General features: G+C 55.7%; 14 protein-coding genes. 10 read left to right on the top strand and 4 right to left on the bottom strand.

Annotated features, from left to right (window positions below):
• Positions 1-135 precede the first annotated feature (135 nt).
• The 3 genes from ABNT34_RS06815 (at position 136) to ABNT34_RS06805 (ending at position 3,709) form a co-directional block, all read left to right on the top strand.
• Complete coding sequence (locus ABNT34_RS06815; protein WP_348730000.1) at positions 136-2,331, top strand: M3 family metallopeptidase; 2,196 nt, start codon at positions 136-138, stop codon at positions 2,329-2,331.
• A 319-nt stretch (positions 2,332-2,650) separates the two neighbouring features.
• On the top strand, positions 2,651-3,409 hold the full coding sequence (locus tag ABNT34_RS06810; RefSeq protein ID WP_348729998.1) for a type 1 glutamine amidotransferase: 759 nt from the start codon (positions 2,651-2,653) through the stop codon (positions 3,407-3,409).
• 21 nt (positions 3,410-3,430) lie between these two features.
• A complete protein-coding gene (locus ABNT34_RS06805; RefSeq protein WP_348729996.1) occupies positions 3,431-3,709 on the top strand; it encodes a hypothetical protein in 279 nt (92 codons plus the stop codon).
• 17 nt (positions 3,710-3,726) lie between these two features.
• On the opposite strand, the gene ABNT34_RS06800 is transcribed toward ABNT34_RS06805, so the two are convergent.
• Entirely contained in the window at positions 3,727-4,611 is an 885-nt protein-coding gene (locus tag ABNT34_RS06800) for a PhzF family phenazine biosynthesis protein (protein ID WP_348729994.1), read from the bottom strand.
• A 118-nt stretch (positions 4,612-4,729) separates the two neighbouring features.
• Between ABNT34_RS06800 and ABNT34_RS06795 the strand changes: the two genes are divergently transcribed.
• The 3 genes from ABNT34_RS06795 (at position 4,730) to ABNT34_RS06785 (ending at position 7,356) form a co-directional block, all read left to right on the top strand.
• Positions 4,730-5,155, top strand: a complete 426-nt coding sequence (locus ABNT34_RS06795) for a GNAT family N-acetyltransferase (protein WP_348729992.1) — start codon at positions 4,730-4,732, stop codon at positions 5,153-5,155.
• A 162-nt stretch (positions 5,156-5,317) separates the two neighbouring features.
• Positions 5,318-6,472: an alpha/beta fold hydrolase gene (locus ABNT34_RS06790; RefSeq protein ID WP_348729990.1), complete on the top strand. Its 1,155-nt coding sequence runs from the start codon at positions 5,318-5,320 to the stop codon at positions 6,470-6,472.
• 17 nt (positions 6,473-6,489) lie between these two features.
• A complete protein-coding gene (locus tag ABNT34_RS06785; RefSeq protein ID WP_348729989.1) occupies positions 6,490-7,356 on the top strand; it encodes an SH3 domain-containing protein in 867 nt (288 codons plus the stop codon).
• Here the strand turns inward: ABNT34_RS06785 and ABNT34_RS06780 are convergent.
• On the bottom strand, positions 7,344-8,645 hold the full coding sequence (locus tag ABNT34_RS06780) for an alpha/beta hydrolase (protein ID WP_348729987.1): 1,302 nt from the start codon (positions 8,643-8,645) through the stop codon (positions 7,344-7,346). The genes ABNT34_RS06785 and ABNT34_RS06780 overlap by 13 nt on opposite strands.
• A gap of 194 nt (positions 8,646-8,839) precedes the next feature.
• Entirely contained in the window at positions 8,840-10,066 is a 1,227-nt protein-coding gene (locus ABNT34_RS06775) for a helix-turn-helix transcriptional regulator (RefSeq protein ID WP_348729985.1), read from the bottom strand.
• A 98-nt stretch (positions 10,067-10,164) separates the two neighbouring features.
• On the opposite strand from ABNT34_RS06775, the gene ABNT34_RS06770 reads away from it, so the two are divergent.
• Both ABNT34_RS06770 and ABNT34_RS06765 read left to right on the top strand, forming a co-directional pair.
• A complete protein-coding gene (locus ABNT34_RS06770) occupies positions 10,165-10,959 on the top strand; it encodes a DUF2306 domain-containing protein (RefSeq protein ID WP_348729983.1) in 795 nt (264 codons plus the stop codon).
• Between the two features lie 104 nt (positions 10,960-11,063).
• Positions 11,064-12,155 carry a serine hydrolase domain-containing protein gene (locus tag ABNT34_RS06765; protein WP_348729981.1) on the top strand — a complete coding sequence of 364 codons (1,092 nt, stop codon included), beginning with the start codon at positions 11,064-11,066 and terminating at the stop codon, positions 12,153-12,155.
• Between the two features lies 1 nt (position 12,156).
• Here the strand turns inward: ABNT34_RS06765 and ABNT34_RS06760 are convergent, their stop codons facing one another.
• Positions 12,157-12,831, bottom strand: coding sequence for a hypothetical protein (locus tag ABNT34_RS06760; protein ID WP_348729979.1), 675 nt, complete (start codon positions 12,829-12,831; stop codon positions 12,157-12,159).
• Positions 12,832-13,151: 320 nt separating this feature from the next.
• On the opposite strand from ABNT34_RS06760, the gene ABNT34_RS06755 reads away from it, so the two are divergent.
• Together ABNT34_RS06755 and ABNT34_RS06750 are read left to right on the top strand one after the other, a co-directional pair.
• Positions 13,152-14,288: a histidine kinase gene (locus ABNT34_RS06755; RefSeq protein WP_348729977.1), complete on the top strand. Its 1,137-nt coding sequence runs from the start codon at positions 13,152-13,154 to the stop codon at positions 14,286-14,288.
• Position 14,289: 1 nt separating this feature from the next.
• On the top strand, positions 14,290-15,075 hold the full coding sequence (locus tag ABNT34_RS06750; protein ID WP_348729975.1) for a LytTR family DNA-binding domain-containing protein: 786 nt from the start codon (positions 14,290-14,292) through the stop codon (positions 15,073-15,075).
• Positions 15,076-15,107: the final 32 nt, after the last annotated feature.

The raw sequence follows: 15,107 nt of genomic DNA, 5'->3' as shown, positions 1-15,107 counted from the left end.
TGTTTATCTCCATTCGGCGCAGTTTGCCTGCCATTGGCTGCAAAAAATTCGTGATATTGTCACAGTGTTTGGCATACTCGGGACACTAATTCCAGAGATAACCATAGTCAAACTTCTGTGCCAGAGGATTCCACAATGAAAAAAACTCTTGTTGCGACCACAGTCGCCACTGTATTGGCCTTAGGTGCCTGTACCGACAATAAACCAGCCGCGCCAGAGCAAAAAGCTGCAGCGCCGGCTGAAGCAACAGCTGCTAAAACTGAAGCTGCACCAGCTGCAGTGGCTGCAGAGAATCCGTTACTGAAACGCAGTTCGCTGCAATATCAGGCGCCGGAATTCGACAAAATCAAAACTGAGCATTTCCTGCCTGCCATGCTGCAAGGTATTGAAGAACACGCCAAAGAAATCGACGCTATCGCCAACAACGCAGAGCCTGCCACTTTCGAAAACACTATTGTCGCGATGGAAAAAACCGGCGATTTACTGGGCCGCGCCAGCGGTATTTTCTTCAACCTGTCTGGCTCCAACAGCAATGCTGAGATCCTGAAAATCCAAGCCGAGATTTCGCCAAAACTGGCGGCGCACAGCGACAATATCAATCTGAATCCAACGCTGTTCGCCCGCGTCAAAGCAGTGTATGACAACCGCGCCAGCCTGAACCTGGACCCGGAATCGCTGCGTTTAACTGAAGTCACTTATGAGCGGTTTGTCCGCGCCGGTGCTTTGCTTGATGATGCGCAGAAAACCCAAATCCGCGCGCTGAACGAAGAAAGCTCAAAGCTGACCACCAAGTTCAGCCAGAACCTGCTGCAAATCACCAAAGACATCGCCATTTTTGTTGATGACAAAGCCAAACTGGCCGGTTTCTCTGAAGCTGAAATCACTGCCGCCGCTGAAGGCGCCAAGGCCAAAGGTCAGGACGGCAAGTACATCATTGAAATCACCAACACCACCCGTCAGCCGGCATTAGCCCAGCTGGAAAACCGCGAACTGCGCCAGCAAATCTGGGAAGCTTCGGCTTACCGTGGTACTAAAGGTGAAACTGACAACCGGCCAATCGTCGCGCGTTTAGCACAAATCCGTGCTGAGCGCGCCAAGTTACTTGGCTTTGACACCCACGCGCATTTCTCGCTGGACCAAAGCATGGCGAAAAATCCAAAAGCGGTGATGGATATGCTGGGCAGCATGGCGCCGACTGTGGTGGAAAACACCAAAAAAGAAGCCGCTGCCATTCAGGACATGATCAAACAGACCGGCGGCGCTTTTGAGCTGCAGCCATGGGACTGGGAGTTCTACGCCGAGAAAGTGCGGAAAGCCAAATACGATTTAGACGAAAACGAAGTAAAACCATACTTCGAATTCAACCGCGTGTTACACGACGGTGTGTTCTACACCATGAACAAACTCTTTGGCGTCAGCTTCAAAAAACGCCCGGACTTGCCGGTTTATCACCCGGATGTAGAAGCATACGAAGTGTTTGACGCCGACGGCACCAGCCTGGCGATTTTCTACGCCGACTACTTCGCCCGCGAAGGCAAACGTGGCGGCGCCTGGATGAGCTCTTTTGTCGAGCAAAGCGAATTGCTGAACGACAAACCAGTGGTCGTCAACGTGATGAACATTCCAAAAGGCCCGGCCGGCGAACCGACACTGGTCAGCTATGACAATGTCACCACCATTTTCCACGAATTGGGCCACGGCTTACACGGCATTTTCTCCAAAGTGAAATACCCGACTTTAGCCGGTACTTCAGTGTCACGTGACTTCGTTGAATTCCCGTCAACCTTCCAGGAAGACTGGGCGGCGCACCCGGACGTGATTGGCAACTACGCCAAACACTACAAAACCGGTGAGCCAATCCCGGCTGAACTGCTGGCAAAAATCATGAAGTCGCGCAGCTTCAACCAGGGTTTCGACACGCTGGAATATATGGCCGCGGCCTTAGTCGACATGGAATGGCACTCTATTCCGGCCGGCACCAAAATTGACGATGTGGAAAAATTTGAAGCCGACGCGCTGAAAAAACACGGCGTGGATTTAGCCGTAGTGCCACCACGTTACAAATCAACTTACTTCAGCCACTCAATGGGCGGCGGCTACTCAGCCGGTTATTACGCTTATATGTGGTCTGAGATTCTGGCGGCCGACGCCTTTGCTTTTGTCCAGCAACAAGGTGGCCTGAAGCTGGAAAACGGCGCCAACTTCCGTAAAAACATTCTGTCGGTCGGTAACACCAAAGACCCGATGGAAGCTTACAAAGCCTTCCGCGGTAAAGAGCCAACCACAGATGGTCTGCTGATCCGCCGTGGCCTGAAAGCACCGGTGAACTAAGCAACAAAGTTTGCTGAGTAAAAAAAGGGGACTTAGGTCCCCTTTTTGCTGCCTGATAGAAAACAGCGCGGACTTGATCTGCCTCAAACCACCACTCAGCACTCTGACCTAGGCTTTATCTGAACATCTGGTTCTGCTGCTGTGCAGCACAGACCTCCAATCTGTTCGTTTTCCTGTGAGTCAATTCGCCCGGTCTCTGTCCCGGGCTTTTTTTGCCTGCATTTTTTACTGACTCTTTATACGCCGGCACCGGCGCTTTGCAGCATTTTTACAGCCTGCCCTTTTACAATGTCATGGTGTTTTCCACCAGGAACCCAAAATGTACAGTCCACTTCAACCTATTGCGATTTGTCAGCACGATGCCACCCAGGGACCGGCCTATTTGCAGACCTTTCTTGACCAGCACGGTTTGCCTTACCAGATTTTTGCCGTCAATCAGGGCGATGATGCGCCGGTTTGCAGCAAGGATTATGCAGCCGTTGTGGTGCTGGGTTCGAATGCCAGCGTCAACCAACAACTGCCCTGGATCCGTCGTGAAGAACAGTTGTTAGCCGATGCCATTATGCGCCACAAGCCGATCCTCGGTCATTGTTTTGGCGGTCAGTTACTGGCGAAAGTGCTGGGGGCGGAAGTAAGACCGAACATGGTGCCGCATATCGGCTGGGACAAAGTGCAGCGGACGCTGTATCCGGAAGCGCGATTTTGGCTGGGTGAGCAGCAGGACCTGTTTATGTTTCACTGGCATTTTGAAACTTTCCAGATCCCACGAGGAGCCAAACGCCTGTTGTTTGGTCAATATTGTCTGAATAAAGCTTTTGCCTATGGCCCGCATCTGGCGCTGCAGTCGCATCTGGAAGTGACCGCAGAATCCGTCCGCAACTGGTGCCGTCAGGACCACGCCAATATCTGCAAGTATGCGCATCTGAACTCAGTGCAAAGTGAAGCCTGTATTCTGGCCGAACTGCACAGCAAAGTCAGCGCCTTGCACCAGACCGCCAACAAAGTCTACCGGCGTTGGCTGCAACAGATCCCCGCCATGCAGCCACAGCTGCAATGCCACCGTCAGCTGGCGCTGTAACCCCGACCAGGAACCACAAAAATGTCTGCACTGATCGTTTGCGATGCGGGTCTGCAAACTGCACAGATCCTGCAAAAAGTGGCCGGGGCGCAGCTCCATACGAAAAGCTCTTTGCATTTGCTGGTGGCCTATCTGCCATGCAGCGATGCGGCCATCACTGCACAAAGTCTCAGGCAAAGCCTGAAAGAACATGCTCTGAGCGCAGATATCAGTCAGATTGACTGGTTACCTGCCACCGAATTACCGGAGCGGGTGCAGCGGCTCACAGTGCAGTATCAGTTTGAACTGGTCTGGTGGTAAGCAGGTTCGGCGACATCTCAGCAGATTTGGCCGGCAGCACATGAAACCAGTCGCTGGCTCTGTCCGGGGCTATGGTCAGCAACAGCCGCATGCAAACAGATCTGATCCTGTGACTGCACTTGCACCAGAAAATAACCACCGCCGGCAGAGAGCTGTCTCACCTGAAATTGGGTCAGGCCTAAACGATTAGACCAATAAGGTGCTAACGAACATTGCGCCGAGCCGGTGGCGAGGTCTTCATTGATGCCGATGCCGGGCGCAAAATAACGCAGTACATAGCCAATCGCGGTTGTACCATCCTGAGCATACAGCGGCGCGGTCAGAATACAGGCGTGATAAGGCTGCAGTTGCCGCAGCGTGGCGAAATCCGGCACAAACGTCTGCACCTGTGCGGCGGTTTCCAACACTACAATCAGATCGCGGGTGGCGAAGCAGTCGGTCAGGACCAGGCCCTGTGCTGACAAATTCAGTCTGTCTGTCAACTGGGTCAGTGCCGCTGGCTTTTGCGCAGGCCAGGCCGGCAAGCACATCGCATAACAAAGTTGCCCGGCAGCGAGTGCCGGTAATTGCAGCGCACTACGTTTGATACTGATGTCGCCAAAGCGGCTGGTGAGCTTAACTTCTGGCCACTCAGGCCGCTGCGCCAACACTATTGCGGCCGCGGCCAGACTGCCGTGACCACATAAATTGATTTCCTGTGCGCCGGCAAACCAGCGCACCGGGATGGGTTGTGGTGCCGTTTGTGCCGGTGGTAACCGCATAAACACTGTGACTGGCACCGATTGTGTCGCTGCAAACGCCTGCAACACCGTATCTTCCGGCCATGCTGTCAGGACACAAACAGCTGCCGGGTTGCCGCTGGCTTCATCGCTACAAAATACATCCAATACAAATGCTTGCATATTCTCCATTGCGCCTGTTTCTGTGGTTTTGCACTATGTCTTACACAGCGTCCCTGCATCGCAGCTTATCAAAGATGTATCAGACGTGTTGCTGGCTTTTATTTTCAGGAGTACCGCTATGTCTTACCTGTTGGAACAACAACCCCCCACTGTCGCCGATTATTGCCATTTACGCGTAGCGACTGGGCTTAGTCCGAAGACGCCGGAAGCGGCGCGGATTGGCCTTGCGGCAACTTTATTTGCGGTGCAAATCCGCCATGAAGGCCAGGTCATTGGCATGGGCCGGTTAGTTGGCGATGGCGGCTGTCATTGTCAGATTTGTGATATCGCCGTGTTACCGCAGCATCAGGGCAAAGGCTTGGGCAAACAAATCATGCAGGCACTGATGGATTATGTCGACAGCCAGTTACCGGACAGTTGTTATGTCAATTTGATTGCCGACGGCGATGCGAAATTTTTGTATCAGCAGTTTGGTTTTGCCGACGTGGCGCCGGAGTCAATTGGCATGGGATTGACGTTACCGCGTGCAAGACTACCGCGTTAAAAAGAGCCGTGTTAAAGAGAGCCAGATTAAAAGCCGGCTGTATCCGGCGCCGCCCCTCTGTAACTCAGCGCGCAATGTGCCGGGAATTGGCGCTTTGCCGGCTTTCCACTAGGCTTGGATCCAGCTTCGTTCTACCCATATCAGCCCCACAAGGAATTCGTGATGAGTCAACTCGATTTATATTACGCCACCAACCGCTGCCACCTCGGCAAAGACCGCTGGAATCCAACCGCCTACGGCAAAAAATTCAGCGACGACGGCATGGAAAACCTGCGCTTTGGCCGGGTCAGTCTGCAGCTGGACGATGCCAGGGTGCTGAAATGTTTTCAGACGCCGGTGGGTCAGCTCGGCAGCGGCGACGGACTCAGTCTGATGGACTACCTGAGCAAGCAGGTGCCGCATGGCAGCATTCAGGCTTATCAGGAAGCGTTGCAAAGTAACATCCATCAGGACAGCCAGAATGCTGCCTTAGGGTCGGCAGCGCTGTTTCAGGATATTCAGCAAGCCATGCTGCAAAGCTCCGATGTGCTGGTGTTTATTCATGGTTTTAATGTGTCCTGGCAGGATGCTGTCGCCAATGCCGCGGCACTGCAATTGATGCTGAACCGGCCCGGTTTGGGCGATCCGAAACAAAAAGTGCTGGTGCTGTTGTTTACCTGGCCTTCCGATGGCCAGGCTTTACCTTTTACCTCTTACCGCAGCGACAGAGCGGAAGCCGAAGGCTCAGGCGCGGCTTTTGGCCGGGGTTTACTGAAATTACGCGATTTTCTGGCTGGCCTGCGTGATCGCAGCGGTCAGGGCCAGGCCTTGTGTGGCCAGAATATTCATTTGCTCTGTCATTCGATGGGCAACTATCTGCTGCAACACACGCTGCGCCGGATTGATGATTTCACCCCAGGCAATGCGCTGCCGCGGCTGTTTGAGCAGGTGTTTTTATGCGCACCGGATGTCGACGATACTGCGCTGGAAGACCCGGCAAAGCTGGGCCGGCTGCATGAACTGGCACGGCAGGTTACCGTGTATCACAACAAAGGTGACAAAGCGCTGGTGATTTCGGATTACACCAAAGGCAATCCGGATCGGCTCGGCTCCGCCGGTGCCGCCCGCCCGGTTGCACTGCATCAGAAAATTCAACAGCTTGATTGCAGCCTGGTGGTGCATGGCCTGACCAAGCATGGTCTCAGTGAGCACAGTTATTATCTGATTGGCGACATTAATCTGGACCTGCGTCACAGCATGGACGGGCTGAGCCCGGCCGACCCGCAGCGCCGGCGCCAACGCCATCCCCTGTATGCCAATGTCTGGCTGTTTAGCTGAATCACCGGAGATCTGCCATGAACCAAAGTGCATCAATTAATATTCAATCCGGCCAGCTCAATCTGCGTCAGGCGCCGGACAGCCAGAGTGCTATTGTCGCCCGCCTCAGTAAAGACCGGCCGGTGCAGGTGCTGGCCGAAGCGGGTGACTGGTACCGGGTGCGCGCCGGTAATCAGGAAGGTTATGCCGCCAAAGCCTATATCACGTTGTCGTCACCGCTGCCGCCAGCCACCGCAGTGCCGCCAACAAGTACCGCTGCGCAGACCTCAGATGCTGATGATTTTCAGGTCGCAGCCGGTCAGCTGACTTTTGATGCCGAAGGTATGGAACAACGCGGCCGTTATTTCAGCCGCAACCCGCATGTGCCGACCGACAGCTCCGGCGTGACGCTGGGCCGTGGCTACGATATGCGCGATAAAACCCCGGCGATGATCCAGGCCGATTTATTAGCCTGTGGCCTCGACACCACTGCCGCCACGCTGTTTGCCAAAGCCGCCGGTTTAAGCGGCGCTGCCGGGAAATCATTTATCACCCAGAACAACCTGAGTAATTTTGAAATCAGCCCAGGCCAGCAAAAACTGCTGTTTGCGCTGACCTATCAACAAATGGTCAGTGACGTGCTGCGCATCTGCCAAAAGCCGGATCTGGTCAAACGTTATGGCGTGACCGACTGGGCGGCACTGCCAGCCAAAGTGCGGGATTTGGTGGTGGATTTACGTTATCGCGGCGATTACACGCCATCGAGCCGCGAACGCCTGCAGCCATTGCTGGTTGCCAACAACAGCGGCGGTATTCGTCAACTGATGGCGGACGAAACCTATTGGTGCGGACCAGAGAAAGTACCGCAGGACAGATTCCGCCGCCGCCGCGATTATTTGGCGTGATTCAGTTGCCCTGCAACTTGTTTTAACCAGCCGGATAATGTCCCGAGCGCCTCCGGAGCAATCGTCTGGTCAATCAGCAGATACTCTGTCGGATGACCGGTTTTTGCCTGCTGCAGCAAATGGTTCAGTCCAGGCACAATCACAAACTGACTTTGTTTATTCGCCGCTAAGGCCTGTTTGATCGCAGCCACATGCGCAGTCGCTGGTACCTGCATATCTTTATCGCCATGCAGTACTAACACCGGACAGCGCAGCTGACGCAAATAAACTGCCGGATCCAGCGCCAGATAACGGCGCAGCCATGGCGTTAATAACGGCTGCAGCGCCTCGGGCGGAATACCCTCAGCCGGGATCTCCAGCTGAGTACGTAGTGCCTGGGGTAAAGCCGCCGTCGCCTTCGCCATCGCCGCCAGCGCCGCCTGCTGGTCAAGTTCGCTGGCGGCAATTTTAAACAAACCCAGTTCCTGTTGCTGATTCGCCAGTATCAGCGCTTCCGGCATCGCCTCGGCACGCCGCATCGTGGCGTCCTGCAGACTGATACTGTCTGTACCCTTGAGACCGGGCGCGGCCAGCAAGGCGATAAAGCTGACTAAGTCCGGCGCTTTTGCCGCCACCATTGCGGCTATCAAACCGCCTTCACTATGACCGACCAGGCCAATCCGGCGGCCATCAACATTGGGTTGTTTCTGCAAAAATTGCACAGCCGCCAAGGCATCGGCAGCATAATCATCACTGGTTGACCCCGGATGCAACGAGCCACCGGTCAGGCCTACGCCACGTTTGTCATAACGCAGCACTGCGAAGCCTTGCCGGGTCAGCTGATCCGCCAGCACCGCCTGAGTTTTATGCAGAGAAATATTGCCGTCGCGATCATGAGGTCCACTGCCGGCAATCAGCACCAGCGCTGGAAAAGGGCCATCCCCGCTGGGATAACTTAAAGTCCCCACCGGCGACACCGCCGGATCTGCCGTATCAAACACCAGCTCCTGGGTCAGATAAGGCAGTGGGGCGACCGGATGCTGTGGACGCAGCCGCAACGCATAGACATGGAATTCACCGGCGACCTGTTCAATCACAAACTGGCTGCGAAGACCACTGCGGCCAGTCCCTTCAATTTGCAGGTGGCTTGGCCGGTCGAGCAGCAACTGTGGCGACGTCAGCTGGATCTGTCGCTGCTTGAATTGCTGCTGCAGCGCCGCTTGGTCCGGCGCGGAGAACAGATAACGTTTGATGCTATTGGCGGGCGTCGTGGCCGCATGCGCCTGGCTGCTGAGCATGACCACAAGCATTACCATGTACCGCAAACAGGCGCTAAATAGAGCCCCCAAACGCATAAAATCATAACCCCCTTTACCATAACCCTGCATGCTCAAATCCTTAAGTTGTTGGAATGTCGGGGTTATGTCGTGGGGGAAACGCAAAAAGTTGGGCGCGGGCAGCAAAAGTCCAAAAAAAGCATTCGCCACCATCGCAACCAGCAGGTTTATTGCTTCAATACCGCCGCCCGGTATTGGCTGGGCGTTTGCTGCAATTCCTTTTTAAAGGCGGTATAAAACGACGATTTGGCGTTAAAACCAACATTCATCGCAATATCCAACACAGTCAAATCGGTGTCTTGCAGCTGTCTGGCTGCCGCCTGCACCCGATAGCGGTTGACGTAATCAAAGAAATTGAGCCCAAGCGTTTCGTTCAAAGTTTGTGAAATGTAGTTCGGCGAGCAACCGATGTGACGCGCCAGCCTGGGCAATGACAGCGTAGCATCCAGATACAGCTGGTCCTGTTCCATCGCCTGCTGCAGCTTGCTGGCGATACTGGCGGCCTGCTCCGCGCCCAGTGCCGAGCGCCGATATTTACCTTCAACGACGGCCTGCAGCACCTCCTGCAGATCATCGGGCGAGGCGGTTTCCTGCCCTGACACAACCACGCGGTCAGATTGAGCCAGCATGGCAAACCCAGGTTTTTGCCGCAGCCCCCACAGCGCCAGATACCAGACCAGCAGCAACGCCAACACATCTTTGAGCAGCAGACCTGACGGCAACGGCGCCACCAGGTTGTCGTATAACAACGCTGTCGCCAACAGGCCACCGCTCAGAGCAACGGCCAGCAACAAGCCGTTAATCCAGCGCGCTTCTTCGGCTTCAGTACTGGCGAACAGCTGGCGTAACTGTGCCCGGTACAGTTGTAAGCGGCGCATCACCGCATACAGATAAAAACCAGCCTGCAGCACCCAGCCGGTGATCAGCAAAAAAGTGAGGATAGCCAGGCTATACACCAACCCGCGCAGAGGCGCAGTAACATGCTGCAAAATATCGTCACGACCTTCAGCAATCAGCGCATGCCGCATGTTGCCGGGCAACAATAACGTGATGAACACTATCACCAGACACAGGGCAACCAACGCAAAATGCGGCCATTCACGGCGACTAAAGCGCCAGCCGGCGCTGGCGGTTAAGCCTTTGACATAACACCAGAACAACGGTGGCAACAGGTATAACGCCGGCAAAGCCAATATCAGTGCCAACAGGCGTAAATCAGGTGCTAACACCGCCAGCACTGGCTGACAAATCAACACGGCAATGGCCAACAGACAGCCGGCTAACGCCAGATACATCTGCTGCTGCCGGGCACGCAGCAACAACAGATGCACGCTGAACGCAATCACCGCCATCGTGCCGCAGGTGAAAAAATAGCCGAGCGGATTGTCAGTCAAACTTCACCTCCGTGCTTGTGTTTATCTTGTGAAATCATACCGCTATTTATCCAGCCGGCGTCCGGCCCTGCAGGGATGGACAGCAGAGGTCCGGGCCTATGGTTCCGGACGACAGCGGTGGTGGCCTATCGCACATTCAGCAAATCCAAACCGCAGAGGAACTCAAGATGTTTATTGCCCATCATGCGCAAAGCCGCCACTCTGATGCAAGCCGCACCTGGCAATGGCCACTGGTGCTGATTTTATATCTGCTGCTGGCCGTGCCCGGCATCCCGGCACTGTTGATTATCTTATTGTTGTTGGGTCAGTCATGGCTACCTGCTGAACTGCTCAGTCTGGTTAATCCGCGGTATCTGCAGACACCTGCGCCCATTTTGCTGCACGCTGGCAGTGGCGTGCTGTTTTTCCTGATGGTGCCGCTGCAGTTCTCGGCCCGGCTACGCCAGCGGATGCCGCGCTGGCACCGGCACAGCGGCCGGCTGGCCCTGTGCAGTGGCTTGCTGATGGCCGCGTCCGGTATCTGGATGCATCATTTTTTAACGCCGGCTGACCTTGGCCCGCGCTATCTTGGACTGTGGGCGCTGAGCCTGACCATTATTGGCTGTTTCAGCATGGCGTTTTACCGGGTGCGCCAGCGCCGCTTTATTGCCCATCAACGCTGGATGTGCCGGGGCCTGGCTGCTGTTCTGGCGACCTTAAGTGGTTTATTGCTGGAACTGGTCGCAGCTTTGACATTAGGCCAGCTCGACGGCTGGCAATTGGCGGTCAGCCAGTGGCAACATGACTATGCCCGGCTTACGGCATTGGGCCTGAATTTGCTGGTGCTGGAGGCGTATTGGCGGCGCCAAACAACGCCAGAGCTTGAGGTCATCAACCAGCACGAACTGACCTGAACCGACAGATTTACCAGACCTTTACCCAATCCTGACTGTGTGCTGTCATCCGCTTCTGCCACACTGGCAACTTCAGCACGATACAGGGAGTCAAGGCGATGCCAATGCGTCGACACATCATCAGCACTGTGGTTTTTTCTCTGAGTCTGGCAGCTTGTGGTAGCGGCAGCTCGTCACTGCCGCCGACTCAATCCACGCCGACACAACCGCCCCAGGCCAGCTGTGACCTTAGCGCGCTGGAACAAAGCCTGCGCCAGCAGGCAGCCGCCCTGAAAACCGACACTGATTTTACTTTGTTGCTGGAGCGCTTTGACGGCCGTAGCTTCAGCTATTCGCGCGGCGGGTCCAGCGCTGTGACATCTTACGAATCGGCATCGACCTCGAAATGGGTCAGCGCTGTGATCATGCTGCGCCTGGTCGACAGCGGTGTGCTGAAGCTCAGCGACACGGCCGCCAGCCGGCTCAGTGACTGGCCGTTCAGCGCCAGCCATCCGCTGTCGCAAATGACCTTGCAGCAACTGCTGAGTTTTACCTCAGGTCTCACCGAAGAACCTTTGTGCCTGAATTTACCCGGCATCGATTTTGCTCAGTGTGTGCGCCAAGGGCTCAGCAATAACAGCGCCAATGGCCGCCTCCCCGGCACTGTGTTTGATTACAACGGCCTGCATTTACAGGTCGCCGGGCTGATGGCCATTCGCGCCGCCGGCGCTTCTGACTGGCAAGTGCTGTTTCGCCAATTTACACAACAAACCGGTTTATTCAGCACCGCCCGTTATGACTTGCCGTCGAGCGGCAATCCCCGCCTCGCCGGCGGTATGCACTGGACAGCGCAGGAATATCTGGATTTTCTGCGGGCCCTGCAGCAAGGCAAATTATTGTCCGCCGCGCTGCAGCAACAAATGCTCGCCAATCAGCGCGGTACAGCCACAGTGGCGAATTCCCCCGCGGTCAGCGGCTTTGGTGCCGACTGGCCTTATGGCCTCGGGCATTGGCTGGAATGCAGCAACGGCCAATGTGCAAGCGCACAGCGCCATTCCTGCCCAGGCGCTTATGGCGCTTATCCGCTCATTGACTATCAGCATCAATATCTGGCGATGTTGGCCCGCGAAGGCCAGCTGGGCAGCTTTGTCGAAGGCAAAGCCGTGGTCGATGCACTGACACCCGCCATCCAGGCCTGGGCCGGTTGTAAACCCTGAGTTAGAGTGGCGCTCGCCGGCGTCGCAGTAAAGTGCGCGCCAGCCAGTACAGCGTGGTCAGCAGCACCAACAACACCGGGATCACCAGCAGCGGCAGGCCAAGCAGCGAACTGTTACGCATAATGGCCGGGAACACCTGCATCTGACCGGTGAAAAAAGACCCGGTGGCAATCAACATGGCAAAACCCATCCGCCACAGATGCCGCACCAGACGCTGTGCCCCGGCGATCTGACCGGCTCTTAACAAACGCAAGTCCAGCGCCACGCACAACAAACTGACCACGCCGAAAAATACCAGCGCCTCAGGCGGGCTGTTTCTGGTGATTAAACTCGCCGGGTCTTGCTGGTAGTTGGCCCACAGCAGCAGTGCATGCACACCGACCGTCGCCGCAACCAGCGCAAGCCCCGCCAGCAGCAGGTAGCTCTCACCCACTTTGCGTTTCACCACCAGCCAGGCCGTCGCCACCAGATAAGCGGTAACCACAGCGACCACGCCGGTGACATGGTCGGTGCGCAGGAAAAATGAAACGATGGCAGCACTGCCGGTCATCACCAGCATCAACAGCGTAAACAGGTTGCCGGCTTTGCGGTGCAGCGGCGAACCTTTGGTGGCGATCATCGCTAATGCGCCGGCAACAATGGCCACTAAACCCGCGAGAATATGGATCCACGTCATACAGCACCTTGTTTCGATATAGAGTTGATGGCAGCAGCATAAGCGAATCAGCGGCGTCTGTTTGCCGCGAACAGGCTGAATGACGGATTGGACTGGCCTGACGACGATATGGCCAGACCGGCGACGACAACGCCGGCCTTGTTACAAGCCCCAGTCATTTATCTGCCAATAACGTCATTGACACCAACCGGTGCGTCGGCCATCAACTCAGGCCACCCGGTTTGCGCTTTGCAGTGTAAGCTAGAGCATCTTGCAACCTGATAGCTGCTCCGCGGCCATGACACAGCAAGTGCTGCTGTTTTGTCGACATTGGAAAAAAGATGCCACACGCTGATCTTCCGCCCGTTTTACCAGCGACACCAGCGCTGTTTAGCTGGTCACGCCTGCGCGTCGTGCTGCTGGCCAGCCTGGTGCTGACGCTGTTATGGCTGCCGATTTTTGAATCGAGCTGGCTGTTGCCACCGACCCGGGTGTTGTTTGTCGGCTGCGTGCAATTGCTGGCATTTGGTATCGTTGAACGCTGGCCAAAGCGTTTGCCACGCTGGGTGGCGCGCTGGGTATTGCAGGTGATTGCCGTCGCGGTGGTGACTCCTTTTGCCGTGGCGTTGATTTATTCCCTGACCACTTTTTCGCTGCCTGAAGTGTGGTCCGCCGACCCGAAAAAACTGTTTGGCTTTGGTACTTTAACCGCTGCAGGTTTGTTAGTGTCGCCCTGGATTGCCATGTCGGCGCTGTACCGCCATATCAACGGCCAGGCCGAGCAGCAGGCGTTGTCGTTTGCGCTGGAACGCAGCCAATTAGCCCGGGACGCATTGGATTCACGGCTGCGGTTATTGCAGGCGCAGGTCGAACCACATTTTTTGTTTAATACCTTAGCCAATGTGCGTGAGCTGGTTGATGCCGGCTCGCCGCAGGCCTCTGAAGTGCTGGGCAGTCTCATCACTTATTTGCGCGCAGCAGTACCCAATTTACATCACAGTGCGACCACCTTAGGGCAAGAACTGGAATTGGTGCAGGCTTATCTGGAATTAATGCATATGCGCATGCCCGACCGGTTGCAGTTTGCTATCCATGCGGAACCGGCGGCCCTTGCCGTGCCATGTCCGCCGATGACGTTGCTGACGCTGGTGGAAAACGCCATCCGCCACGGCATAGACCCGAGTGAAGAAGGCGGTTTAATCGACGTTTCGGTGCGAATACAAGATGGGCGTTGTCTGGCTGAAGTGAAAGACACCGGCGTTGGGTTAAGCGGTGGGCTACATGGCGGGCTCAGCAGCCAGCAGACCAGTCAGGGTTTAGGCACAGGCCTCGCCAATTTGCGCGAACGCCTGCAGCTGGTGTTTGCCGGAGAAGCGCAGCTGAGCCTGACCGCGCTGGAGCCGCACGGTTTTTGTGTCAATATCAGTATTCCGGCGCCATCAAGCCCGGCAATGACTGTCACAATTGCAGGAGACTAAGATGACCTTTCCCCAGCCCACTGCACTGATTGCCGACGATGAACCTTTGCTGCGCAGTGCTTTAGCGCGGATGCTGGCCGCGAGCTGGCCGGAATTAACTATCGTTGCGCAGGCGCGCAATGGCCGTGAAGCGCTGGAACAGTATCAGCTGCACAAACCCACCGTCTGTTTCCTCGACATCCACATGCCGGGCATGTCCGGTATTGAAGCCGCCCGTCAGATTGGCCGTGGTGCGCATCTGGTGTTTGTCACCGCTTACAGCGAATATGCCGTCGAAGCTTTTACTCAGGGTGCGTTGGATTATTTGGTCAAACCTGTGGTCCCCGAGCGACTGGCGGAAACGGTGCTGCGGCTGCGCGAACGCTTGGGCGCAGCACAACAAGCGCCGGACATCGAGCAACTGCTGGACAAATTAGAAGCACGGCTACAGAAAAAAGCCGCACCGGAGCCATTACGCTGGATCAAAGCGTCGATTGGCCAGTCGGTGCGGATGATCGCGGTCAGCGACATTGATTTTCTCCGCTCCGATGAAAAATACACCCTGGTCGGCTGGCGTGACCATGAAGGCAAAGCGGCCGTTGCGCTGATCCGTACGCCATTAAAAGAGCTGATTGAGCAGCTCGATAGCAGCCACTTTGTGCAAATTCACCGCTCAGTGGTGGTCAATCTCGACCGCGTCAGTCACATCATTCGCGGTGACAACGAAACCGCCACTGCCTACTTAAAAGGCCGCAGCGAAAACCTGCCGGTCAGCCGAAGTTACCTGCACCATTTTAAGCAGATGTAGGTGGAAGGGTTGGTTCTGGCGCGCAAAAGAAG

This window comes from Rheinheimera texasensis, from assembly GCF_964031785.1.
In the GTDB taxonomy this organism is placed as follows: Bacteria; Pseudomonadota; Gammaproteobacteria; order Enterobacterales; family Alteromonadaceae; genus Pararheinheimera; species Pararheinheimera texasensis_A.
The sequence above is the reverse complement of the archived record's forward strand: the minus strand, read 5'-3'. Positions and strand labels throughout refer to the sequence as shown.

What these genes read in the sequence shown, in the direction of transcription:
- ABNT34_RS06780 (WP_348729987.1), bottom strand. Translation starts at nt 8,645, where the DNA reads ATGCTTGTGGTCATGCTCAGCAGCCAGGCGCATGCGGCCACGACGCCC.
- ABNT34_RS06770 (WP_348729983.1), top strand. Translation starts at nt 10,165, where the DNA reads ATGGTTCCGGACGACAGCGGTGGTGGCCTATCGCACATTCAGCAAATC.
- ABNT34_RS06815 (WP_348730000.1), top strand. Translation starts at nt 136, where the DNA reads ATGAAAAAAACTCTTGTTGCGACCACAGTCGCCACTGTATTGGCCTTA.
- ABNT34_RS06810 (WP_348729998.1), top strand. Translation starts at nt 2,651, where the DNA reads ATGTACAGTCCACTTCAACCTATTGCGATTTGTCAGCACGATGCCACC.
- ABNT34_RS06760 (WP_348729979.1), bottom strand. Translation starts at nt 12,831, where the DNA reads ATGACGTGGATCCATATTCTCGCGGGTTTAGTGGCCATTGTTGCCGGC.
- ABNT34_RS06790 (WP_348729990.1), top strand. Translation starts at nt 5,318, where the DNA reads ATGAGTCAACTCGATTTATATTACGCCACCAACCGCTGCCACCTCGGC.
- ABNT34_RS06755 (WP_348729977.1), top strand. Translation starts at nt 13,152, where the DNA reads ATGCCACACGCTGATCTTCCGCCCGTTTTACCAGCGACACCAGCGCTG.
- ABNT34_RS06750 (WP_348729975.1), top strand. Translation starts at nt 14,290, where the DNA reads ATGACCTTTCCCCAGCCCACTGCACTGATTGCCGACGATGAACCTTTG.
- ABNT34_RS06805 (WP_348729996.1), top strand. Translation starts at nt 3,431, where the DNA reads ATGTCTGCACTGATCGTTTGCGATGCGGGTCTGCAAACTGCACAGATC.
- ABNT34_RS06785 (WP_348729989.1), top strand. Translation starts at nt 6,490, where the DNA reads ATGAACCAAAGTGCATCAATTAATATTCAATCCGGCCAGCTCAATCTG.
- ABNT34_RS06795 (WP_348729992.1), top strand. Translation starts at nt 4,730, where the DNA reads ATGTCTTACCTGTTGGAACAACAACCCCCCACTGTCGCCGATTATTGC.
- ABNT34_RS06765 (WP_348729981.1), top strand. Translation starts at nt 11,064, where the DNA reads ATGCGTCGACACATCATCAGCACTGTGGTTTTTTCTCTGAGTCTGGCA.
- ABNT34_RS06800 (WP_348729994.1), bottom strand. Translation starts at nt 4,611, where the DNA reads ATGCAAGCATTTGTATTGGATGTATTTTGTAGCGATGAAGCCAGCGGC.